At 72.4% G+C, this 21,776-nt stretch carries 20 protein-coding genes; 7 read left to right on the forward strand and 13 right to left on the reverse strand.

The genetic code is table 11. The features are described 5' to 3' along the window. Positions 1-50 precede the first annotated feature (50 nt). Positions 51-644 carry a PadR family transcriptional regulator gene (locus ACGF4F_RS05510; RefSeq protein WP_393075196.1) on the reverse strand — a complete coding sequence of 198 codons (594 nt, stop codon included), beginning with the start codon at positions 642-644 and terminating at the stop codon, positions 51-53. A gap of 53 nt (positions 645-697) precedes the next feature. Here ACGF4F_RS05510 and ACGF4F_RS05515 point away from each other — a divergent pair, with 53 nt between their 5' ends. Further along, positions 698-1,378 carry a DUF998 domain-containing protein gene (locus ACGF4F_RS05515; protein WP_357434193.1) on the forward strand — a complete coding sequence of 227 codons (681 nt, stop codon included), beginning with the start codon at positions 698-700 and terminating at the stop codon, positions 1,376-1,378. A gap of 162 nt (positions 1,379-1,540) precedes the next feature. After that, on the forward strand, positions 1,541-1,789 hold the full coding sequence (locus ACGF4F_RS05520) for a hypothetical protein (protein WP_357434191.1): 249 nt from the start codon (positions 1,541-1,543) through the stop codon (positions 1,787-1,789). Between the two features lie 59 nt (positions 1,790-1,848). Here ACGF4F_RS05520 and ACGF4F_RS05525 read toward each other — a convergent pair whose 3' ends face one another. The 5 genes from ACGF4F_RS05525 to ACGF4F_RS05545 form a co-directional block, all read right to left on the reverse strand. Continuing rightward, positions 1,849-4,626 (reverse strand): BTAD domain-containing putative transcriptional regulator, encoded by a 2,778-nt coding sequence (locus ACGF4F_RS05525; protein ID WP_393075199.1) that lies wholly within the window; start codon positions 4,624-4,626, stop codon positions 1,849-1,851. A 120-nt stretch (positions 4,627-4,746) separates the two neighbouring features. Continuing rightward, complete coding sequence (locus ACGF4F_RS05530) at positions 4,747-5,061, reverse strand: GYD domain-containing protein (protein WP_357434302.1); 315 nt, start codon at positions 5,059-5,061, stop codon at positions 4,747-4,749. Between the two features lie 328 nt (positions 5,062-5,389). After that, positions 5,390-5,980, reverse strand: coding sequence for a dihydrofolate reductase family protein (locus ACGF4F_RS05535; RefSeq protein ID WP_393075202.1), 591 nt, complete (start codon positions 5,978-5,980; stop codon positions 5,390-5,392). Next, complete coding sequence (locus tag ACGF4F_RS05540) at positions 5,977-6,432, reverse strand: SRPBCC domain-containing protein (RefSeq protein ID WP_393075205.1); 456 nt, start codon at positions 6,430-6,432, stop codon at positions 5,977-5,979. Before ACGF4F_RS05540 ends, ACGF4F_RS05535 begins: the two co-directional genes overlap by 4 nt. Further along, a complete protein-coding gene (locus ACGF4F_RS05545) occupies positions 6,429-6,764 on the reverse strand; it encodes a metalloregulator ArsR/SmtB family transcription factor (protein WP_357434180.1) in 336 nt (111 codons plus the stop codon). The genes ACGF4F_RS05540 and ACGF4F_RS05545 overlap by 4 nt, the downstream gene beginning before the upstream one ends. Positions 6,765-6,949: 185 nt before the next feature. Between ACGF4F_RS05545 and ACGF4F_RS05550 the strand changes: the two genes are divergently transcribed. Together ACGF4F_RS05550 and ACGF4F_RS05555 are read left to right on the forward strand one after the other, a co-directional pair. Then, entirely contained in the window at positions 6,950-8,875 is a 1,926-nt protein-coding gene (locus ACGF4F_RS05550) for a metallophosphoesterase (protein ID WP_393075208.1), read from the forward strand. A gap of 140 nt (positions 8,876-9,015) precedes the next feature. Further along, the gene (locus ACGF4F_RS05555; RefSeq protein ID WP_393075211.1) at positions 9,016-12,387 is read left to right on the forward strand and encodes an AAA family ATPase; all 3,372 of its coding nucleotides are present in this window, start codon (positions 9,016-9,018) and stop codon (positions 12,385-12,387) included. A gap of 128 nt (positions 12,388-12,515) precedes the next feature. On the opposite strand, the gene ACGF4F_RS05560 is transcribed toward ACGF4F_RS05555, so the two are convergent. Continuing rightward, complete coding sequence (locus ACGF4F_RS05560; protein ID WP_357434174.1) at positions 12,516-13,400, reverse strand: NAD(P)-binding domain-containing protein; 885 nt, start codon at positions 13,398-13,400, stop codon at positions 12,516-12,518. Positions 13,401-13,491: 91 nt separating this feature from the next. On the opposite strand from ACGF4F_RS05560, the gene ACGF4F_RS05565 reads away from it, so the two are divergent. Then, the gene (locus tag ACGF4F_RS05565; protein ID WP_393075214.1) at positions 13,492-13,803 is read left to right on the forward strand and encodes a winged helix-turn-helix transcriptional regulator; all 312 of its coding nucleotides are present in this window, start codon (positions 13,492-13,494) and stop codon (positions 13,801-13,803) included. Positions 13,804-13,973: 170 nt separating this feature from the next. Here the strand turns inward: ACGF4F_RS05565 and ACGF4F_RS05570 are convergent, their stop codons facing one another. From ACGF4F_RS05570 to ACGF4F_RS05580, 3 genes are read right to left on the reverse strand one after another with little or no spacing between them, the layout of a single operon-like run. Further along, a complete protein-coding gene (locus tag ACGF4F_RS05570; protein ID WP_387273960.1) occupies positions 13,974-14,828 on the reverse strand; it encodes an ABC transporter permease in 855 nt (284 codons plus the stop codon). Next, positions 14,825-15,838, reverse strand: a complete 1,014-nt coding sequence (locus ACGF4F_RS05575; protein ID WP_393075218.1) for an ATP-binding cassette domain-containing protein — start codon at positions 15,836-15,838, stop codon at positions 14,825-14,827. Before ACGF4F_RS05575 ends, ACGF4F_RS05570 begins: the two co-directional genes overlap by 4 nt. 22 nt (positions 15,839-15,860) lie before the next feature. Beyond that, complete coding sequence (locus ACGF4F_RS05580; protein WP_393075221.1) at positions 15,861-16,415, reverse strand: NADPH-dependent FMN reductase; 555 nt, start codon at positions 16,413-16,415, stop codon at positions 15,861-15,863. Positions 16,416-16,560: 145 nt separating this feature from the next. On the opposite strand from ACGF4F_RS05580, the gene ACGF4F_RS05585 reads away from it, so the two are divergent. Further along, positions 16,561-17,073, forward strand: a complete 513-nt coding sequence (locus ACGF4F_RS05585; protein ID WP_393075224.1) for a GNAT family N-acetyltransferase — start codon at positions 16,561-16,563, stop codon at positions 17,071-17,073. 262 nt (positions 17,074-17,335) lie between these two features. Here the strand turns inward: ACGF4F_RS05585 and ACGF4F_RS05590 are convergent, their stop codons facing one another. The 3 genes from ACGF4F_RS05590 to ACGF4F_RS05600 form a co-directional block, all read right to left on the reverse strand. Then, positions 17,336-18,703 (reverse strand): glycosyltransferase family 2 protein, encoded by a 1,368-nt coding sequence (locus tag ACGF4F_RS05590; RefSeq protein ID WP_393075227.1) that lies wholly within the window; start codon positions 18,701-18,703, stop codon positions 17,336-17,338. Between the two features lie 296 nt (positions 18,704-18,999). After that, positions 19,000-19,983 (reverse strand): aldo/keto reductase, encoded by a 984-nt coding sequence (locus tag ACGF4F_RS05595; RefSeq protein ID WP_393075230.1) that lies wholly within the window; start codon positions 19,981-19,983, stop codon positions 19,000-19,002. A gap of 98 nt (positions 19,984-20,081) precedes the next feature. After that, a complete protein-coding gene (locus tag ACGF4F_RS05600; RefSeq protein WP_393075233.1) occupies positions 20,082-20,831 on the reverse strand; it encodes an SDR family oxidoreductase in 750 nt (249 codons plus the stop codon). Between the two features lie 102 nt (positions 20,832-20,933). On the opposite strand from ACGF4F_RS05600, the gene ACGF4F_RS05605 reads away from it, so the two are divergent. Beyond that, positions 20,934-21,770: a helix-turn-helix transcriptional regulator gene (locus ACGF4F_RS05605; protein ID WP_357434156.1), complete on the forward strand. Its 837-nt coding sequence runs from the start codon at positions 20,934-20,936 to the stop codon at positions 21,768-21,770. The last annotated feature ends 6 nt before the right edge of the window (positions 21,771-21,776 follow it).

The raw sequence follows: 21,776 nt of genomic DNA on the forward strand, positions 1-21,776 counted from the left end.
CGGCGCGGCTCCGTAGCCACGGCTGGACCATCCGGCGACCGGGCCCTCGCTCAGCCCGGCCAGACCGGCGCACCGTCGACGAACGGCCAGGTGATCCGCTCGGCGCGCAGGTCCTCGATCAGGGTGCGGACGTACGCCAGCTCCGCGGCGATGACCTGGCGTTGGTATTCCGACTCGATCGCGAACAGTCGGGGCAGGAACCGGCCGACCTCGATGATCTCCTCGTCGAGCGCGGTCAGCCGCTCCGCGAGCCGGGCGGCGCGGGTGTTCAGCGCGGCGAGGGCGTCGGCCGGGGCGAGGTTCGGCAGGAAGGACAGGGCAGCCGGGAACTCGGGGTACTCCGGGGCCGGGGTGGAGAGCATGACGCGCAGCCACTCTCCCAGGGCCGCCCGTCCGGCGTCGGTGATGCGGTACGTCGTGCGTTCCGGCCGGTTCTCGGCGCGTTCGGTGGACTCCACCGCCACCAGGCCGTCCCGGACCAGCCGCTGGATCGTCTGGTAGACGCTGTTGCGCTGGCTGACGTTGACCACGTCGTCCTTGCGCTGTTCCTTGATCAGTTGCTGCATCCGGTACGCGTGCATCGGCTCCTCGGTGAGCATCGACAGCACGGCCAGCGCGAGCACGGAGCGGCGTGGTGAGGTCACCGGCCGAGCTTAACGCTTGACACTTGCATAGTCATAAAATGTATAGTCACTCCATGACTATAGCGACGATGCTCCCACGCCCCCACACCTCCCGCTCGACCCGACGGCTCGCCCTCGGAGCTGTTGTCGGGCCAGTGCTGTTCACCCTCGCCTGGCTCGTCCTCGGCATCCTGAGCCCCGGATACACCTTCTTCGGTCACCGGTTCACCGACTACTCGCCGATCAGCCAGCCGATCAGCGGGCTGGGCCTCGGCGTGACCGCCCCGTACATGAACATCGCCTTCGTCGTCACCGGGCTGGTCCTGACCGTCGGCGTGGTCGGCGTGTTCCGCGCCCTGCCGCCCACCCGGCCCGCCCTGCGGCGCTGGTCGGTCGCGCTGCTCGCCTGTACCGGGATCGGTCAGGTCGTGTGCGGGATCTTCAACCTCGAAGCCGCGATGCCGCACTCGCTCGGCTTCACCCTCGCCGTCGGGACCCCGATCGCCGCCTTCCTCGTCGCCGGGCGCTACCTCCGCGGCGTCCCCGGGTGGCAGCGATTCGGCACCATGCTGCTGCTCGGCAGCCCGCTGACCCTGGTGCTCCTGGTCGCCTTCTTCGCGACGTTCCAGCCAACCGCCGACGGCGCCGAACACGGCATCGCGGGACTCGTGCAGCGGCTTCTGGTGCTGCAGGTGCACGCCTGGTTCGTGGCCATGGGCTGGCTGGCCTACCGGCACGCTCCGGCCGGTGAGTGAGACTGCGCCACCACGCGCCACCAGGAACGGCCGCGCCGGACCGGTCGACCGGCGACGACGAGGGCCGGCCCAGCAGCAGCTTTCACGCTTCTTCCACAGCGCTTCCACAGACCGCCGCCACAGTTGGCACCAGCAGACTTCCATCCGGGCGCGGGGATTCCCATGCACGACAAGTTCCTGACCATCCGCCAGGGCAGCGAATCGACCCTCCACACCGCCAGCCACAACCTGCCCTACCGGGCGCTGCGCCACCACGAGGAGAATCTCCTGTCGCTGCGCAACCACCTGCTCAGCACACCGTTCCAGCGGCGGTTCGACTCGCACCACCGCGAAAGCCTGCGCCACGACCCGCAGACGGGCGTCGCCGCGACCTCGGACGAGACCGACGACGAGGTCGCCGACCGAGGGTGACCATGCGATCCACCGTGGCGGTGCCATACCGATGACGGGGGGTACGGCACCGCCACGGTCTACCCGTCCGCAGCCAGCAGCGCCCGGACCCGCCCGGCGTCCGGGTGCTCGATCTCGGTGAGGATGTCCAACGCCTGCCGCCAGGACCGCCGGGCCGCATCGGCGTCACCGTACGCGTGCTGGCTCTCGCCGAGATGGCGAAGCGTCACCGCCTCGTTCGGCCGATCGCCGAGCCCCTGGTACAGCAGCAGCGCCTGCTGATAGCAGGAGATCGCCTCGGCGAGGTCCACATGCCGGTACGCGTAGCCGAGGCTGTCCCACGCGCCGGCCATCCCGACCGGGTCACCGAGGCGCTCCAGCAGGGACAGCGACCGCCGGCAGTGCACGATCGCCTGCTCGTGGTCGCCGAGCAGGGCGTGACACCAGCCCACCGAGTTGAGCGTGTTCGCCTCGCCCCGCTCGTGGCCGGCGCGGTGGAACAGCTCCAGCGCCCGCTGATCGTGGCGCAGCGCCGCACCGATGTCGCCCTGCTGCTCGCACAGCCAGCCAAGGCTGCGGCAGGTGAAACCCTGCCCGACCAGGTCGCCGAGGACGCCGAACAACTCCAGCGCCTGCCCGTAGTGCTCCCGGGCGACGGCGAACTGGCGCAGCCGCACGTGCGCGCCACCCAGAATCCGGTGCGCCTCCGCCTCGGCGGCGCGGTCGCCCTGCCGCCGCGCGGCGGCGACCGCGGCCCGGCCCGTGCGTACCCAGTCCGGCCAGTGCCCCCGCCGGGCGAAGAAATTCGTGGCCGCCCACGCCAACCGCCACACGTGCCCGTCGAACCCGCCGCGCGCCGCCTGGTCCACCACGGCGAGCAGGACCGCGTGCTCCGCGGTGAACCACGCCAGCGCCGACGGCCGGTCCTCGAACACCTCGGCGGTCACCCCGGCGGCGACCGGCGGCGCCGCCAGCGGATCCCGATGCGGCCACAGCAGCCCGTCGGCGGCCAGCGCGGTGTGCAGGTAGTGGTCCAGGAGCCGCTGCTGCGCCGCCGACAGCTCGTCGTCGCGGCCCAACTCGGCGGCGTACAGGCGGAGCAGGTCGTGCAGCGCGTACCGGCCGGGACGATGCTCACCGACGAGCTGCGCCGTGACGAGTTCCCGCAATGCGGGGCGGACCCGGTCGGCGGGCAGGCCGGCGAGACTGGCCGCCGCGGCGGCGGTGAGGTCCGGGCCCGGGTGCGCCGCCAGCAGCCGGAACAGCCGGGCCGCCGCCGGGTTCAGATTCCGGTACGACCAGGAGAAGACATCCCTTACGTCGGTGCTGGCGTCGCCGCCCGCGAACGCGTCCAGCCCCGGGCGCAGTTCCTCGACGAGCGCGTCGAGCGGGAACTCGGGGTGGGTGGCGGCGCGGGCGGCCACGATGGCCAGGGCCAGCGGAAGCCGACCGCACGAGTCGATGATCCGGTCCACCGCCGCCGGCTCACCGGCCAGCCGGCCGGCGCCCACCCGGCGCACGATCAGCTCCCGCGACTCGCCGCGACTGAGCAGATCGAGCCGCAGCGGGCGGGCGTCCTCGGCCACCACCAGGCCGGGCAGCTGGTTGCGGCTGGCGACCACCGTGGCGCAGCCGGGCGCGCCGGGCAGCAGCGGCCGGACCTGCTCGGCGTCCCGGACGTTGTCGAGCACCACCAGGATCCGCCGGTCGCGCAGCAGGTCGCGGTAGAGCCCGGCCTGCGCCTCCACCGTGGCCGGCAACTGCTCGGGCGGTACGCCGAGCGCGTCGAGGAAGCCCAGCAGTGCCTCAGCCGCCGCCATCGGTGCGCCGGTCGGATCGAACCCGCGCATGTTGACGAACAGCTGCCCGTCCGGGAACTGATCCAGCACCGTGTGCGCCAGCCGCAGCACGAACAGGGACTTGCCGATGCCGGCCGGCCCGCCGACCAGCACGAGCGGCGGCCCGCCCGACGCGGAGGACAGCAGGTCGCGGCCGGTGGCCAGCTCGTCGACCCGGCCGACGAACTGCGGTGGGTCCGGTGGCAGCAGACAGGGGCGCAGTGGCTTGCCGCGGTCCGCCGGCAACAGGCCCGGCGGCAGCCGGCGCTGCAGGATGTCCCGCTGGAGTTCCTGCAGCTCGGGGGCGTCGAGCCCGCGGTCGCGCAGCAGATGCACGCCCGCGCGGCAGACCTCGGCCGCCTCGTCCACCCGCTGCTCGGCGTAGAGCGCCAGGGCGAGCAGCCGCCGGACGCCCTCGTCGTAGGGGTCGTCGACCACCGCACCGGAGAGCTGCGGGATCGCCTCGGCGTGCCGACCGAGCGCGGTGAGCGCCTCCGCGTAGCCACGGCGCGCATCCCGCCGCACGGCGTCGAGCTGGGCGACTCTCGGCAAGACGAAGGAGCGGTCCGCCACGTCGGCGAAGGCCGGACCGCGCCACAGCCCGAGCGCCCGCTCCAGCACCGCGGCGGCCCGTTCGGTCAGGTCGTTGTCGCCGGCGGAGAGCAGCCGGCGACCCTCCGCGCACCACCGTTCGAACCGGTGCGCGTCGACGGCGTCGTGCGGCACATCGAGCCGGTACGCCCCACCGGCGCCCGACCCGACGGTCACCACCACTGGATCGTCCGGCGCGGCGAGCGCGCGGCGCAGGTGCGACACGTGACTGCGCAGCGTGGCCTGCGCCCCGGACGGTGGCGAGCCGGCCCAGAGCAGCTCGACCACCCGGGCGGCCGGCACCGCCGAGCCCGCGTCGATCGTCAGGATCGCCAGCAGCTCGACCAGCTTCGGGCCGAGCCGGACGGGCTGGTGTCCGCGCGTCACCTGCACCGGGCCGAGCACGCTGATGCGCAACACCCAGAACACTCCCCAGTCCCTCGGCAGACCACTACCGTAGTGGATCGCCGCGATGACGCTGAGTGCGCCGACTGGACTTGTCCCGGATGGCGGTCATCGCCCGGCGGGCAGGGTGAGCGCCCCGCCTGATTATCGGCCTGGCGGCTCGTAGGGGGGCTCTGCCCGGGTCGCCTCGTCGATCTCCGCGGGCGTGATCAGCGGAATCACCCGGGTGTCCACCCCGCCCGCCGCTCGGATGGCGATGGCCAGCGCCGCCGCGCTCTTGTGGTCCGGCAGGTCACACAGGACGTAGGTGTCGTACTTACCGAACGAGAAGTGAAGCGAGTCCATCCGTCCGCCGTTGGCCTCGATCGTGTTTCGGACAACCTGGGCGCGTCTGGTCCCACCGTCCGTGATCAGCCCCTTGACCCCGTCGATGGTGTAGGTCGACTGCAACAGGAACATGGACACCTCGATCAACTCCCCGACGTGCTGGCGGCCCTCGGACTGCCGCGACTGCCCGCTCGAATCAGCCCAGGACGCTCAGCGCGTCCCCTGGCGTTGGACCCGCTCGCCGCCCTCGACCCTCGCCCGGCCGTGGTCGCGTTCCGTGCCCGATGTTCCGGTCGCGGCCCGCAGGTGCCGCCGGTCCGGCGAGTGCTCCACCTCAGAGCCCTGCCGGCCTCGTGCCCCGCTGCCCGGATTCCGCCCGGCGCGCGCCGACTCGCCGCCCGGATCATGCTTGTTCTGCTTGTGGCTACCCATGCGGGCGGCGTACCCGCTCCGCCCGCCGCTAGTCCTGCCCGCCCGCGGCGCGCTCGTAGTGCAGCAGCAGCGACCCGGTGCTGGTCGGGGTGCAGCGGGTCAGGGCGTACGACTGCAACGTTCCGTCGGACGGCCAGATCCGCTTGCCGCCGCCGAGGCGTACCGGGTCGACCATCAGCCGCAGCTCGTCCACCAGGTCGGCGGCGAGCAGGGCGGCGGCGAGCTGCGCGCTGCCGATGACGTGCAGCTCGCCCTCGCCGGACCTGGCCAGCTCGGCGACGGCGGGCAGGTCCGGCAGCACCGACGAACCGGTCCACTCCGGGGCGGTGAGCGTCGAGGAGACCACATACTTGGGCTTGTTGTTGAGCGGGTCGGCGACCACCTGCTCCGGCCCGGTGACGTGCGGCCAGTGCGCGGCGAACCGGTCGTAGGTGCGGCGTCCGAACAGGAACGCGGCGGCGGCGTTCAGGTTGTCGACCACCCACTGCCGGGAGGCGTCGTCGAACCAGCGCAGGTGCCAGCCACCGTGTGCGAAGCCGCCGCTGGGGTCCTCGTCGGGTGCGCCGGGCGCCTGCACCACACCGTCCAGGCTCATCCACTCGACCACCACGAGCTTCACGCGGCCACCTCCGTGAGCTTGTCCAGCGCCGACTCCCAGCCGCCCGCGACGTTCGCGGCCACCTGCGGCAGCGCCGCCGCCAGCTCCGCCAACCGCTCGTGTACGAGGGTGAGCGCGGTCCCGCCGTCCGGGTTGCCGTCGAGGGTGACGGTGAGCAGCGAGTCGAAGTGCGGCGCGTCGGTGCGCTGCGGGCCGACGAACCCCCACCGCCAGACGATGCGCCGGTCCTGCTCCAGCTCGACCAGCTCGCAGTCGAAGCCGCCGACGTCGGTGCTGGCGTCGGCGTGCCAGATCCGGTACCGGCCGCCGACTCGCGGCTCGACCTCGGCGCGGGTCACCTCCAGCCCGCCGGGTGCCATCCAGCGGCGCAGCAGGTCGGGGTCGAGCCAGGCCCGGTAGACCTTGTCGGGCGGGGCGGGGATGTCGCGGTGCAGCCGTACGACCGTGCTCATCGTTCGGTCCCTTCGTCGGTGAACAGCGCTTCGAGGGCGTCGAGGCGCTCGGCCCAGTGGCGCTGGTAGAAGTTCAGCCAGGCCGAGGCGGTGGCGAGCGGGGCGGGCTCCAGCCGGCAGACGTGCCGCCGGCCGGTGACCGTCCGTTTCACCAGGCCGGCGCGTTCCAGCACCTGGACGTGCTTGGAGGCGGCGGCCAGGGACATCGCCAGCGGTTCGGCCAGCTCGCCGACCGTCAGCTCCCGCTCGGCGAGCCGGCGCAGCATGGTGCGGCGCGCGCCGTGCGCGAGGGCGTGGAACACCTCGTCCATCCCCACCGGATCCTCAACCATGTGGTTGAGGATAGTGCTCCGCCAGGAAATGTTCAACTGATTGGTTGAGCTTCTGTTCGGCATCCAGGTCGTCCACCGGTGTTGTCGCCGAGTTCACCTTCAAGATCGCCACGATTCCTAGCCTGACCAGGCCCCGGGGCTGTGCCCGTACGCGCGGCCTGCCGGATCGAAGCTTGGAGGGACACATGATCCTGCGACGCCCACACGGCCGGGCGTTGACGGCCTTCGCCATCACCGGACTGCTCCTCGGCACGCTGGGCGGACCGGCGTACGCAGCGGGCACGACGCCCGCCACCTCCGTCCACGACGGCGACGTCATCCGCGGCGTCACCACCGTCTACGCCACCGGCTCACCCCTGCCCTCGCTGGACCTGGACGGCAGCCCGCTCAGCACCACCGGGGTGTCGAGCCTGCCCGCCACCCTTCGCTTCGAAGGGGAGGGCATCCAGAGCGGATCCCAGAAACTGCTGAACTCGGTCTGGGTGAACGGCAAGATCGTGACCCTGATCAACAAGGACTACCTGGGCTACGCCACGGCCGAGATCCCGATTCCCGCCGGCTACCTGACCGCCGGAACCAACACCCTCACCATCCGCGCCGGCAGCTCGATCTCGCCCACCGACCTCACCGCGAACCACGACGACTTCACCGTCCGCAACGTGCGGATCACCACGCTCGACGGTACGGACATCGCTGATCCCGCCGTCCCGCCAACCCGCAAGGTTTCCCTCGGCGACGGCTACCCGGGCGGCAACGCGACCGAAGAGCAGGTGACCGCCAACTTCGCCATCACCCTCGACGAAGCTCAGGCGCACGGCGTCGCCGCGAGCGTGGACACCCGCCCGTTGCCCGACGGACCGCACGCCCTCACCGTGACCTCGGCCGGCACCGCCACCGTCGTCCGGTTCCTGACCGACAACAGCGGGCCGGTCGTCACCGCCACCACTCCCGCCGACGGCACCACCGTCACCGGGGACCGCATCGAGGTCACCGTGTCGGCGGCCGACAGCGTCTCCGCCGTCGCCTCGGTGACCGCCAAGCTGGACGGTCGCACCATCCCCGTGCCCAACTCCTTCCCGACCGGCAACATCCCGGCCGGCGAGCACACCCTCGCCGTCACCGCCACGGACGCTGCCGGCAACGCGAGTACGAAGAACGTCACGTTCCGGACCCCACCGCCGAGCATCGCGCCCGGCGCCTACGACCGCGGCCAGATCCGGCCCGACCGCCCCATGGCCGGCCCCGACGTGGCCCGCGTCGTGGCCGCGGGCGACATCGCCTGCGCGGCGACCAGCCGCACCACCCCCACGACCTGCCAGCAGGCCGCCGTCGCCGACACGGTGCGGTCGCTGAACCCCGACGCCGTGCTCACCCTCGCCGACAACCAGTACGACGTCGGCACGCTCCCCGCATTCCTCGCCTCCTACGACAAGTCGTGGGGCGCGGTCAAGGACATCACCTACCCGGTCGTCGGCAACCACGAGTACGGGCAGGCCTACCACCCGGGGGCCCGCGCCGACGGCTACTTCGACTACTTCAACGGCGTGGGCGCGCCGGACGGTCGGGCCGGCGACCGGGAGAAGGGCTACTACTCGTACGACATCGGCCGCTGGCACGTGGTGGCGCTCAACAGCGAGTGCGGCGTGGTGTCCTGCGCTCCCGGCTCGGCCCAGTACGCATGGCTCGAGCAGGACCTCCAACGGCACCACAACATGTGCGTGCTGGCCACCTGGCACAAGCCGGTGCACACCGGCACCTTCCGCGGCGGGATCTACGGCAACCCCGACAGCAATTCGCTCTACGAGCTTGCCGACCGGTACGGGGTGGACGTGATCCTCAACGGGCACGACCACAGCTACCAGCGGTTCGCGCCGCAGGACGTCGACGGCAACCCCCGGCCCGACGCACCGCGGGAGTTCATCGTCGGCACCGGCGGCGTCGGCTTCCACGGCACCCCCGACCAGGTCCCCAACCTGGAGGTCGCGCAGGGCGACACCTTCGGGGCGCTGGAGCTGACCCTGAAGCCCACCGGCTACGACTGGCGATTCGTGCCGATCGCCGGCAGCACCAGCGGCTTCACCGACTCCGGCTCGGCGTCCTGCCACCGGTAGTCGCCACCTGCGGTGACCCCGCCGGCCCCATCCGGGTCGGCGGGGTCACCAGTCCGACGAAAATTCGCCGCGGCGAAGCTGCCCGGTCATCCTCCGGGTGTCCTCCCGGTGTCGGAGGCTTCCGCTACGGTCGGAACGTCATGGAGCCGCGGTTCGGCGAGGAGATCATCGGGCGGGAGCACCCCGCCGGGCTGCTGCGCGCCGAAGTCGACCGGGTGACCGCGAGCCACGGCGGCCTCGTCCTGGTCACCGGCGAGCCCGGCATCGGCAAGACCACGCTGGTGACCGCGACGGCAGAGGAGGCCCGGCGGCGCGGCGCGCTCGTGCTCGGCGCCGCCTGCTGGGATTCCGACAGCGCACCCGGCTACTGGCCGTGGGTGCAGGTGCTGCGCGGCCTGCGCCGCTCGCCCGACGAGTGGGCCCTGGCCCGGGAGGCCGCCGAGCCCGGGCTCGCGGTGCTGCTCGGCGAGACCCCCGGCGGTCGTGGCGGCGACGACGGGGACGACGGGGACCAGGAGGAGTTCGCACTGCACGACGCGGTGACCACCGCCCTGGTCGCGGCCTCCCAGCGCCGGCCGGTCGTGGTCGTCCTCGACGACCTGCACTGGGCCGATGCCGCGTCGATGCGGCTGCTGCAGTTCGCCACCCAGCACACCTGGTTCGAACGGCTGCTGCTGATCGGCACCTACCGCGACGCGGAGGTCGAGTCCGGCGACCACCGGCTGCGCCCGCTGCTGATGCCGCTGACCGCGAAGGCCACCACCATCACCCTCACCGGCCTGTCCCGCGACGAGGTGGCCGCGCTGATGACCCGCACGGCGGGTTCCGAGCCCGACGCCGAGCTCGTCGACGAGGTGCACCGGCGCACCGGCGGCAACCCGTTCTTCGTCGAGCAGACCGCCCGGCTGTGGCGCGCCGACGGCCAGGTCAGCACCATCGCTCCCGGCGTCCGGGAGGCCGTGCGGCGGCGGCTGGCCCAACTGCCCGCCCCGGTGGTCGAGGCGCTCACCGTCGCCGCCGTGCTCGGCCGCCACTTCCACCGCCAGGTCCTCGCCGCCTGCGTACCCACCCCGGCGGCGCAGGTCGACCGGCTGCTCGACCGCGCGGTGACCGCCCGGCTCGTGATCTCCCGCGGCGGCGGCCGGTTCGCCTTCGCCCACGACCTGGTCCGGGAAACCCTCTACGACGGGCTGCCCGACGACGACCGGCGCGCCCGGCACGCCACCGTAGTCCGGGCCGTCGACCACTCGGCGGCGCTCGCCGAGCGGCTCATCCCCGCCGACCTGGCCCGCCACGCCTGGCTCGCCGGCACCGACCTCGACCCGTCCCGGGCCGCCGACCTGCTCGTCGCCGCCGCCCGCGACGCGGGTGGCCGGCTGGCGGTGGAGGAGTCGGCGCTGCACTTCCGCCGCGCCCTGGAGGTGACCGAGCAGCCGGCGCAGCGGGTCAAGATCATGGTGGAGCTCGCCCAACTGCTGCTCCACATCGTCGGTGACGAGGCCCAGCGGCTGCTCGCCGACGCCGCGGCGCTCGCGCTCACCCTCGACGAGCCGGCGGTGCTGGCCCGGGTCGCGCTCAGCGTCCACCGGCACCAGACCTTCACCGGCCGCCTGACCGACGCCGAGGAGCTGCTGCGCGAGGCGTACCGGCGGTTCATCGGCGAACCCGACGGCCGCATGCCGCTCAGCACCGTCGTCGCCGACCTCATCACCGCCACCGAGACGCTCGCCCGGCGCGGCCAGGACGACGAGGCGCTCACCTTCAGCCTGTGGGCCCGCCACGACACCACCTGGGGGCTCGGCACCGCCGCCGACCGGGCCGCGCTCACCGCCGAGATCCGCGACGTGGCCCGCCGGACCGGCGACCGGGAGACCGAGCTGTGGGCGACCTCGCTGCGCTGGGTCGCGCTGCTCGAACTCAACGACCCGCGCTACCACCAGGAGCTCACCGCCTTCGTCACCGCCGGCCGGGACGGCGACGTCGCCCGCCACAAGATGGCGGCGGCCATCGACGGCGCCATCATCGCCGGCTTCCGGGGCAACTTCGCCCAGGCCGACGAGTTCCTCGCCGAGCTGGCCGACCTCGGTGAACGGGAGCACGCCGACCACGGGTTCATGAACCAGCACCTGCACTGGTCGCGGCTGCTGCTGCAGGGCCGGTTCGACGAGATCGACACCCTGCTCGACGGGGTGGATCCGACCGACCGCTCCCACCTGGAGCTGGTCAGGGCGATTACCGCCGCCGAGCGCGGCGACGCCGAGACAACCGCGAAACTGACCGCCGGCATCGAAGCCGCCGGCACCACCTACGCCCGGCCGATGTCCCCGCTGTGGCTGCGCCTGCGCGCGCAGGCCGCCGCCGCGACCCGCGACCCGCACCGCTGCGCGCAGGCCCGGCAGGCGCTCGCGCCGCACCGCGGCCAGTGGATGGCCGCCCTGTTCGGCTGCGACATCAGCGGCCCGGTCGACCACTGGCTGGCCGTCGTCGACGCCGCGCAGGAGCGCTGGGACGACGCGATCGCCGGGTTCGAGGCGGCCCGCGACGCCGCCGACCGGATGGGCGCCCGACCGTGGTCGCTAATCAGCCGCGCCGCTCTGGTGGACGCCCTGACCGCGCGGGGTCGCGCGGGCGACGCGGAGGCCGCCGCCGAGCTGCGCGCCGCCACCGCGGCCGAGGCGCGAGCGCTCGGCATGGCGCAGGTCCTGCACCGGCTGGGCGTCCCGGCGGCGGCACCCGTCGAGGTGGGCGGCCCGGCGTCGGCCGGATCAGGCCAGGTGCCCGCAACCGCGGGCGGCTTCGTCGCCCCGGCGACGGCGGCCGAGGTCGGGCCCGTTAGTGAGCAGGCCCTGGTGCCGGCGGCATCCGGACCCGAGCACCGGTCCGCCGCGCTGGCGACACCCGGACCCGACCAGCCATCCGCCACGGTTGCCGCCACACGGGCAGCACCCGGCCCGGCTCCGGTTCCGGACTACGAGTTCCGGCGTGACGGCGCCGTGTGGCGGCTCGCGTACGCCGGCACGGTGGTGCACCTGCCCGACGCCAAGGGCCTGCACGACCTGCGCCTGCTGCTGAGCCGCCCGGGCGTCGACGTGCCCGCCGTCGAGCTGCTCGACCCCGCCGCCGGGCCGGAGCTGGTGGCCGCCCGACGCCTCGGTGGTGACCCGGTCCTCGACGACGAGGCCAAGGCCCGCTACCGGCGCCACCTGCAACGGCTCGACGACGAGATCGACCGGGCCGCCGCACGCGGCGACGAGGCGAAGGTGGCCGCCCTCGACGCCGAGCGTGCGGCGCTGCTGGACGAGCTGCGCGCCGCGGCCGGGCTGGCCGGCCGCAGCCGCCGGCTCGGCGACGAGGCCGAACGGGCCCGCAAGGCGGTGACCGCCCGGATCCGCGACACCCTGCGCCGGCTCGACGACCGGCACCCGGCGCTGGCTGCCCACCTACGCGACACGGTCTCCACCGGCAGTTCCTGCCGCTACCTGCCCCCGCAGCCGCTGCCGTGGCGCCTCTAGGCCGGGTCGCCGGGCCGGCCCGGCACAACCGGGACCTGGGGTGGTTGGGGTGTCGCGCTCTGGCGCGGGCCGCCTCGGCCGCCATCCGGGCGGCGTCGGCGTCGGCGTCGGCCCGGGCCCGGTCCGCGTCAGCGGCGTCCCAGGACCTCGGCGATCCGGCTGAACCCGTCCGTGCCGTGGCCCAGCCCGATCGTGCGGCGGGCCATCCCCTCTGCCGCCCGCATCACGCCGGCGTCGATGCCGTGGGCCTCGGAGGCGTGCACGATGTGGGCCATGGACGACGCGGCCGAGGTGATCGGGTTGCCCTCGCCGGAGTAGGTCCCGTTCGCCACGTCCTCGGCGAACTGTTCGAAGATCGGCGGGATGATCGCGCCGATGCCCTTGGCGAACGGCGCCAGCTCACGTGCGGTGACGCCCTCCGCCTGCGCCACCGCCAGGGCGTGCGCGTAGCCGGCCATCGCGGTCCAGAAGATGTCGAGCAGCGCGATGTCGTACGCCGCTGCCCGGCCGATCTCCTCGCCGAGGTGGGTGTGGGTGCCGCCCAGCGCGTCCAGCACCGGCCGGTGCTGCTGGTAGAGCTCCTTCGGACCGCTGTGGATGAAGACCCCGGCCGGCGTCCCGATGGTCGTGGCCGGTGTCATGATCGCGCCGTCCAGATAGCCGATGCCGTGGGTGGCCGCCCAGTCGGCGCTGTCCCGGGCCCGGTCCGGCGTGTCGGCGGTCAGGTTCACCACCGTCCGCGCCTTGAGCGCATCGGTGACCGCCGCCGGGCGGAGGATGGCGTCGCTGGCGTCGTAGTTCACCACGCAGACCACGGTCAAGTCACTCGTGGCGACCGCCTCCTCCGCCGATTCGGCGCCAACCGCACCCCGCTCGACCAACGCCTGGCCTCGGCCCGGGGTCCGGTTCCAGATCGTGGTTCGCACGCCGGCGTCCAGGAACGCACCGGCCAGCGAGCGTCCCATCGGACCCAGGCCGAGCACGGTGACAGACTTTTCGGTGTCCGAGGACATGCCTCTACTCCTCATCGGCAGATACCAACAAACAGTGACGAATGGGGCGGAGATGACGCGCAGTCGTGCCCAGGACCTGAACGTGTGCGGAGTGACCGCCGCGATCGCCGTGATCGACGGCAAGTGGAAGACGATTCTGCTCTGGCTGCTGGAATCCGGTCCGCGCCGTCCCGGAGAGCTACGGCGGAGCCTGCCCGGCCTTACCGAGAAGGTGCTGACTCAGGCCCTTCGGGAGATGGAGGTCGATGGGCTGGTGCACCGGGAGGTACACGACGAGCTGCCGTTGAAGACTGAATATTTCCTTACCGCCTTCGGTCGCGAACTCTCCGAGGCGCTGGCACCCCTGTCGGACTGGGGCCACCGTCGCCTGGCGAAGCTCACCAACGCCCAACCGGCGTCCTGAAGCATCGCCACCTCCGGCTCGTTTCGCACACTGGCGGTCCCTCGACCGCCCATGACCAGCTTGGCCCCGCCGTCAGCCGCCGCCAAGTACCCACAAAAAGGTGGCTACTCAGCTCCGCAAAGGACGGACGACGGGCGCCCCAGCCGGGACGCCCGTCGTCGAGCGGAGGATCAGCGGCGGTTGTAGCGGTACATGGTCAGCGAGCCGAAGACCACGACGAACCCGACGCTCCACAGCAGCAGCCACATCGTGTTCGCCGCGTCGGACGAGCCGGCCATCGCCGCGCGTACCGAGGCCACCAGATGGGTGATCGGGTTGACCTTGACGAACGCCTGCAGCCAGCCCGGCATGGTGCTCGGGTTGACGAAGACGTTGCTCAGGAAGGTCAGCGGGAACAGCACCATCATGCTGACCCCCATCACCGACTTCTCGCTGCGCAGCACCAGGCCGAAGAACGTCCAGACCCAGGAGAACGCGAACGAGAAGACCACCAGCAGGCCGATGCCCGCCAGCACGCCGAGCAGCCCGCCGCCGGGCCGGAAACCGAGCGCCAGCCCGACGCCGAGGATGACCACCGCGGCGAGGATGTAACGCAGCACGTCGCCGAAGATCATCCCGACCAGCGCCGCCGGCCGCCAGACCGGCAGGGTCCGGATCCGGTCGAAGACGCCCTTCTCGATGTCGTTGTTGAGGCCGACCCCGGTGTACATGGTGATCATCACGACGCTGGTCACCATGATTCCGGGCAGGAAGAACTGCAGGTAGTCCCGCGGGCTGCCGGCGAGGGCGCCGCCGAACAGGTACGTGAACATCAGCACCATGATGATCGGGAACGCGGTCACGTCGAACAGCTGCTCCGGCACGTGCTTGATCTTCAGCAGCGCCCGCCAGCCGAACGTGAGCGACGCCGACAAGGCATTCGGCCGCGGTGGCCGGGCACCCGGCGCGAGGACCGTCGCCAACGCCTCGGCGGACGGCACGTAGACGGACGGCGCCCGCCCGGTGGTGGTCGCGGTGTCGCTCATCGGGCTGCCTCCAGCTGGTCGTCCCGCTCGTCGGCCGCGACGGCGGGGTGGTCGGTGAGGGCCAGGAACACCTCGTCCAGGCTCGGCTGGCCGAGGGAGAAGTCGTCGACGACGATGCCGGCGCGGGCCAGCTCCCCGAGCGCCCGAGCGGCCTGCTCGTTGGCCTCGAGGTCGCTGCCCTCCTCGCCGACCCGGGCCGTCATGGCCACCGGATCCGGTTCGAGCTGCACCGGCACGCCGAGCGCCGCCTGGAGCACCTTCTCGGCCTCCGGCCGCTGGCCCGCGTCGCGCAGCCGCACATGGATGGTGCCGGAGCCGACCGACGACTTCAGCTCGCCCGGGGTGCCCTCGGCGATCACCTTGCCGTGGTCGATCACCGCGATCCGGCCGGCGAGCTGGTCGGCCTCGTCCAGGTACTGCGTGGTCAGCAGCACCGTCGTGCCGTGCGCCACCACCGCCCGGACGATCTCCCACACCTGGTTGCGGCTGCGCGGGTCCAGCCCCGTCGTCGGCTCGTCCAGGAAGAGCAGGTCCGGGGTGTTCAGGATGCTCGCCGCGATGTCGATCCGCCGCCGCATCCCGCCCGAGTACTTCTTCACCTGCCGGCCCGCCGCGTCCGTCAGACCGAACGCGGCGAGCAGGCTCTCCGCTCGCGCCCGGGCGGCCGGCTTGGGCAGCCCGAGCAGGCGGCCCAGCAGGACCAGGTTCTCCGATCCGGTCAGGTCCTCGTCCAGCGAGGCGTACTGGCCGGTCAGGCTGACCCGGGCGCGCACCGCGTCGGCCTCCGTCACCACGTCGTGGCCGAACACCCGCGCCCGCCCGCCGTCGGGGCGCAACAGCGTCGCCAGCACCCGCACCGCCGTGGTCTTGCCGGCACCGTTCGGGCCGAGCAGCCCGTAGACGGTGCCGGCCGGGACCTGAAGGTCCAGGCCGTCGAGCGCGCGGGTCGCGCCGAACGAGCGGACCAGCCCGTCGGCCTCGACAGCCAGACCGGTGTTCCGTTTACTCATGATCACTACCTTCCTTCGACAATCAGGAGACGTACGGGCGCGCCGCCCGGCCGTCGCGCAGCGCCAGTCCCCACCAGCAGAGCTCGTCGAGCAGCACCTGGGCGTCCTGGCGCAGTTGGTCCTCGACCTGCGGCGTCGACTCAGCACCGAGCAGGTCGACACCGACGAAGTCGCGCACCGTCACGGCGTGCAGGGCGGTGAAGACCGTCCGGAGCTGGTCGACCGCGTGCAGGCCGACCGAACGGCAGCCGTACGACACGAAGCCGACCGGCTTGGCCTGCCACTCGTCGTACGCGTAGTCGATCGCCTGTTTCAACGAGGCCGGGAAGCTGTGGTTGTACTCGGGGGTGACTACGACGAACGCCTCCGCCCGGCTCACCTCCTCGGCGAACGACCGCATGGTGGCCGTCGGCTCAGCGGGGTAGCTGGCGGGGAAGTCGTACGTGGCGAGGTCGACGACGGACACCGCCATGTCGTCGCGCTGCCGCGCCTGGTCGACGAACCAGCGACCGATCCGGTCGCCCATCCGCCCCTCGCGGGTACTGCCGATGATCACGGCGAGCTGTAGCGGCGCCATGCTTCCTCCCCGGCTCCGTCGGGCCTCACCCGTCAGGCGCGAGACGCCGGCCGGCAGCCGCCAGATCGGATCTGGCGGAGCCGCCGAACGCGGCCCGGAGTGTCGGTGGCGGCTGCTTGAATGGCGCCGGAGACGAGGGGGCGGCATGGCCGACGTGCGCATCCAGCCGTGGATCGAGGGCGACCTGGACCTGTTGCGGCAGCTCAACTCGCCGGAGGTGCGGCGGCACACGGGCGGGCCGGAGACCGACGAGCAGGTCGTGAGCCGCAACGCCCGCTACGCGCGGTCGAGCGGCGCCGGTCCCGGTTGCATGTTCACCATCGGGCTGCCGGACGGGACCAAGGTGGGCAGCGTCGGTTACTGGGAGCGCGCCTGGCGCGGCGAGCAGATCTGGGAGCTGGGCTGGGCGGTGCTGCCGGCGTACCAGGGGAGAGGGCTGGCCACCGCGGCGGTGCTCGCGACGCTGGACGCGGCCCGCGCCGAGGGGAGCCGGCGCTGGGCGCACGCCTACCCGTCGGTCGAGAACCCGGCGTCGAACGCGGTTTGCCGCAAGGCCGGTTTTACGCTGCTCGGCGAGACCGAGTTCGAATACCCGCCGGGGCACCTGATCCGCGCCAACGACTGGCGCATCGACCTGACCGGCACGACCGAGAAGTGACGGTGCCGGCGGCTGAGAGACAGCCGACCCCGGCGACGCGTCGTTGCGCCGCCGGGGTCGGTCGGACCGGTCGGTCAGTGTCGCGGTAGTTTCACCGGGACCGGCGAAGCTTCGGAGCGATTCGCATCAGCGCGGATCCGACAGCCACCATGGCGAACCCTGCCAGCACGACCCAGACGGTGCTGGCTCCGGTGACGGCGAGTCCACCAGAAGTAGCTGCACCAGCAGCCGCAGGGGCAGTCACGTTGTTGTACATCTCTGGTTACCAGTTCCTTTCTCGGCGCAGAATGGCATCTGCGTATGCCTTGGCGTGGACGAATTGCAGAAAGAGGTCAAGGACCAACTCGTACATCGTTGCCGAAGCGAGCATGTACTTCCAGCCGCGATAGCGGACGGTCACCACCCGCTCGACGACAAAGATGCTGGAAATTGCCAGCCAGAACGGCTGGATGTGGATTCCCCCGTAGGCGACCACGGTGTACACGAGGGATCCGAGATACGCGAAGGTGACGAGCACCCCGAGGAGGGTCATCAACTGCCTGCCCCAGTACCGCCACGTCACACGCGTGAGCCCGTACTGAAAGCAGTTCTCGACGGCCCCCCGCTTCCAGCGCAGGCGCTGCCTCCAGAGGTCGCCCCAGGTGCCCATGACCTCGGTGACCAGTGAACATTCCTTGGGGGAGAGGACCGTGTAGCCGAGATGGCGCAGGGCGAAGGTCATCTCATTGTCCTCGGTCAGGACGGTGGTGTCGTAGACGCCGCCCACTCTGTCGCCCGTGGGGAGCTTGCCACTGAGTCTCGCCGCGGAGATTTCCTTCAGGGTGCCTGCCCGGAACACCGCAGCGGTCCCGGTGACCACCAGGCACTTCCCGTTCAATCGGGCCAGGTCCCGGGCGTACCGCATGTACTCGTTGCGTTGCAGGTGGCCGACGAACCCGCTGCCGCTGCTGCCCCGGAACACGCCCCCTACGGCACCCAGCCGCCGGTCGGCGCTGAGCTTCGCCACCGCGTGCGTCAGGAAGTGCGGGTCCAGGACCGAATCAGCGTCCACCACCATCACGAAGTCGTCACTCGCCAGCCGCGGTAGCAGTTGGGCGAGAGCCTGATTCAGCGCGCCCGCTTTTTTGTGTCGGTTCTCGTACGTCGTGAAGACGCGTGCACCGGCCTGTGCGGCCAGTCTCGCCGTTTCATCGCGACAGTTGTCGGCGATGACCACAACCTGTGTGGGCTGATACGTCTGCCGCAACAGCGCGGTGACCGCTTCGCTGATCCCCTGGGCTTCGTTGTGCGCAGGAACCAGCACGATGAGCCGCCCAGGCACCGTGGCGCTACCACGGGCCGCAGCCGCGTTTCTTCTCACCGAGTGCCCCGCGTCGCGCCGCCCGGCGCCGCGCTGGCGCTCCCGGGCAGGCCGGCGGTGCCGGCCCTGGCGGTGCGGGGTCGGGTGGGGCCGGTGCCACACCTCGGTTGCGGCGCGGCCGGTGATGGCGGCGGTGTCGTTGGAGCGGTTGTCCGGCGCCACGACGGGCCGGTCCACCGGCCGGGTCTGGGCGACCCGTGCCCGCCCCCTGGCCACCTCGTTGTACGCGGGCAGCGCCACCACGACCGGGGGCCGCCGGTAGGTGCTCATGGGATGCGAGGTATCCGTTCCTGTTGGTGCTCGCGCCATCGGCGCCGCCGCCTACAGCCGCGCGGCGTCGATCCTCCGGTCGCTTACAGTATTCGGCGATCGCGATCTGTACCCCACAGCAATACGAACCAATCTCGCTGCCTGACTGTCCCGTCAGCCAGACCCATGTCGCCGGCCTGCCCGGCGGTACGGCCCCGGCCACGCACAGGTGGCGGACCCTGGCGTGCCGGTGAGGGCGGCCGGGCCGCGCGGACGGCCGGGCTGGCCCGGCCGAACGGTGGATCGGTGGGCATCCGTCACCGGGCCGCGTCCAGCCTCGCCCGCTGCTCCGCGGTCAGCACCAGGTCGACCGCGGCGAGGCTCTCGTCCAGCTGCGCCACCGAGGACGCGCCGACCAGCGCGATCGCCGGAATGTCCCCGCCCATCAGCCAGGCCAGGACCACCTGGTTGACCGTGCCGCCGGTCTCCGCCGCCACGGCACGCAGCGCGGCCAGCCGGGCCGGGGTGCTCGGCAGGTCATACTCGACGCCCAACCGGTCGGGCCGGGCGTACGCGCCCTTGAGCAGCGGCGAGTACGCGACCAGGGCCAGCTGCGGCTCGGCCCGCAGATAGCTGGCCAGGTCGGGGCCGACCCAGCCGACGTCGCCGTCCGGGTCCAGCTCGCTGGGCAGGTCCAGCCGCGGGGGCAGGTAGCTGCGGTGATACTGGAGCACCTCGTACCCGGGCAGGCCGGCCGCGGCGGCGATGCTCCGGGCCCGCTCCACCCGCCAGGCGCGGTGGTTGCTCGCACCCAGCAGCCCGACGGTGCCCTCGCCGACCAGCTCCGCGAAACCCTCCACGGTCTCCCGCAGCGACACCGTCCGGTCCTCGATGTGCGCGTAGAGCAAGTCGAGCCGGTCCACGCCGAGCCGCTCCCGGCTCCGCTCGGCCGACTCGCGGATCACCTTCGCCGACAGCCCCTCCGGGTTGTCCACATAGCTGGTGCCCGGGGCCAGGGGCCGCGCGCCGAGCTTGGTGGCGATGAACACCTCGGCGCCGACGCCGCGGCTGCGCCGCCAGCGGCCGAGCAGTTCCTCGCTCTCCCCGCCCTGGCCCCCGTTCTGCCAGAAGGCGTAATTGTCCGAGGTGTCGATGAACGTGCCGCCGGCCTCGACGTAGCGGTCGAGGATGGCGTACGAGGTGGCCTCGTCGGTGGCGGTGCCGAACAGCATCGCGCCGAGGCTGAGCACGCTGACCTCGCGGCGGGTGGCCGGGTCGGTGCCGATCGTGCGGTATCTCATGGATCCCTCCCCGTGGGATGAGCGCCGTCCCCGACCACCCTCGACCTTCGAGCGCGCTCGAAGTCAAGCCCGCGCCACGGCGGCAGCCGGGTAGGCCCTCACCACGGCAGCACGCCGTAGCCGCCGCCGGCATCCATCTGAAAACCCCACAGCAGCCCGCTCGGCCCGTCCGCCGGCAGCGTCGCCAGGTGCACGCTCACCTCCGCGCCCTGCTCCGGGGTACGGAAGCCGGAGTGGTGGTTGAGGTCGGTGGCGCAGTAGCCGGGGTTGGCCGCGTTCACCTTGATCGCGGTGTCCCGCAGCTCCTTGGCGTACATCGCGGTGACCATGTTCAGCGCCGCCTTCGACGACGGGTACGGCACCGAGGTCAGCTCGAACAGGGCGCCCTGCGGGTCGGTCATCACCGCGATGGAGCCGACCTCGCTGGAGACGTTCACGATCCGCGCGGCGGGGGCCTTGTGCAGCAGCGGCAGGAACGCGTTGGTCACCGCTACCACCCCGAACACATTCGTCTCGTACACCTCGCGCAGCGTGGCGAGGGTGGTCTCGCTGGGCAGCGCCGACCCGTCGGCGCGGATGATGCCGGCGTTGTTGACCAGCACGTCCAGGTGGCCGTACTCCAGCTCGACCAACTCGGCCGCGGCGGCGACCGACGCCTCGTCGGTGACGTCCAGCGGCACGAACCGGGCGTCCGCGCCCTCGGCGCGCAGCGTCCGCTCCGCCTCCCGGCCCCGCGCGGCGTCCCGCGCGCCGACCAGCACGGTCCACCCGCGCGCGCCGAACTGCCGGGCGGTGGCCAGCCCGATTCCCTTGTTGGCCCCGGTGATCAGGGCGATCGTCGTCGTCATGGCACCGAGGCTGCCGCCGCGACGGGCCGGCCGGGAGAGGCCCGCCGAGGCTGGTACCGGCGGTACCACCCTCGGGGGTCGGGGTTGCGGCAGGCTGGAGGCATGACGAGCCTGCGCCGTGATGAGCTGGCCGACTTCCTGCGCACCCGCCGCGCCCGGCTGCGCCCCGCCGAGGTCGGCCTGCCCGAGGGGGTACGCCGCCGCACGCCGGGCCTGCGCCGGCAGGAGGTCGCCCAGCTCGCCGGCATGTCCATCGACTACTACATCCGGCTGGAGCAGGGCCGGGGCCCGCACCCGTCCCGGCAGGTGCTCGCCGCGCTGGCCCGGGCGCTGCTGCTCGGCCGCGATGAGCGGGCGTACCTGTTCCGGATCGCCGGGGAGAGCCCGCCGGAACCGACCGGGCCGAGCCGGCAGGTGCCGCCGGGGCTGCGGCACCTGCTGGACGCGATGACGGAGACGCCCGCGTACCTGGTCGACGCCGCGTACGAGGTGCTGGCCTGGAACCGGCTGGCCACCTGGTTCGTCGGCGAGCTGTCGGCGGTGCCGGCCGACGAACGCAACATGATCCGCTGGATGTTCGGCCGGAAGGTCCCGGAGTCGCACTGGACCGACCCGGAGGCGCTGCGCTTCGCCCGTACCACGATGGCCGACCTGCGGGCCGCGTACGGCCGTTACCCGACCGACCCGGCGATCGCCGGGCTGGTCACCGAGCTGCTGGGGACGTCGCCGCGGTTCGCCGCGCTCTGGGCCGAGCACGAGGTGGGGGAGCGGCGCCCCACCGTCAAGCGGGTGGCCCATCCGGAGCTGGGCCCGCTGGAGTTCGAGTGCCGGGTGCTGCACGTGCCGGAGACCGACCAGCGGCTCATCGTCTACGTCCCCGAGCCGGGCTCGCCGACCCAGGCGGCCTTCCGCCGGATCGGTGAGCGCGTCCGCTCCTGACGGAGT

This window comes from Micromonospora sp. NPDC047740 (assembly GCF_043204735.1).
GTDB lineage: Bacteria > Actinomycetota > Actinomycetes > Mycobacteriales > Micromonosporaceae > Micromonospora.

Excerpts from the sequence above, each read along its gene's own strand:
- ACGF4F_RS05515 (WP_357434193.1), top strand. The coding sequence starts at position 698 with ATGACTATAGCGACGATGCTCCCACGCCCCCACACCTCCCGCTCGACC.
- ACGF4F_RS05520 (WP_357434191.1), top strand. The coding sequence starts at position 1,541 with ATGCACGACAAGTTCCTGACCATCCGCCAGGGCAGCGAATCGACCCTC.
- ACGF4F_RS05530 (WP_357434302.1), bottom strand. The coding sequence starts at position 5,061 with ATGTTCCTGTTGCAGTCGACCTACACCATCGACGGGGTCAAGGGGCTG.
- ACGF4F_RS05540 (WP_393075205.1), bottom strand. The coding sequence starts at position 6,432 with ATGAGCACGGTCGTACGGCTGCACCGCGACATCCCCGCCCCGCCCGAC.
- ACGF4F_RS05545 (WP_357434180.1), bottom strand. The coding sequence starts at position 6,764 with ATGGTTGAGGATCCGGTGGGGATGGACGAGGTGTTCCACGCCCTCGCG.
- ACGF4F_RS05550 (WP_393075208.1), top strand. The coding sequence starts at position 6,950 with ATGATCCTGCGACGCCCACACGGCCGGGCGTTGACGGCCTTCGCCATC.
- ACGF4F_RS05555 (WP_393075211.1), top strand. The coding sequence starts at position 9,016 with ATGGAGCCGCGGTTCGGCGAGGAGATCATCGGGCGGGAGCACCCCGCC.
- ACGF4F_RS05560 (WP_357434174.1), bottom strand. The coding sequence starts at position 13,400 with ATGTCCTCGGACACCGAAAAGTCTGTCACCGTGCTCGGCCTGGGTCCG.
- ACGF4F_RS05570 (WP_387273960.1), bottom strand. The coding sequence starts at position 14,828 with ATGAGCGACACCGCGACCACCACCGGGCGGGCGCCGTCCGTCTACGTG.
- ACGF4F_RS05575 (WP_393075218.1), bottom strand. The coding sequence starts at position 15,838 with ATGAGTAAACGGAACACCGGTCTGGCTGTCGAGGCCGACGGGCTGGTC.
- ACGF4F_RS05580 (WP_393075221.1), bottom strand. The coding sequence starts at position 16,415 with ATGGCGCCGCTACAGCTCGCCGTGATCATCGGCAGTACCCGCGAGGGG.
- ACGF4F_RS05585 (WP_393075224.1), top strand. The coding sequence starts at position 16,561 with ATGGCCGACGTGCGCATCCAGCCGTGGATCGAGGGCGACCTGGACCTG.
- ACGF4F_RS05590 (WP_393075227.1), bottom strand. The coding sequence starts at position 18,703 with ATGAGCACCTACCGGCGGCCCCCGGTCGTGGTGGCGCTGCCCGCGTAC.
- ACGF4F_RS05595 (WP_393075230.1), bottom strand. The coding sequence starts at position 19,983 with ATGAGATACCGCACGATCGGCACCGACCCGGCCACCCGCCGCGAGGTC.
- ACGF4F_RS05600 (WP_393075233.1), bottom strand. The coding sequence starts at position 20,831 with ATGACGACGACGATCGCCCTGATCACCGGGGCCAACAAGGGAATCGGG.
- ACGF4F_RS05605 (WP_357434156.1), top strand. The coding sequence starts at position 20,934 with ATGACGAGCCTGCGCCGTGATGAGCTGGCCGACTTCCTGCGCACCCGC.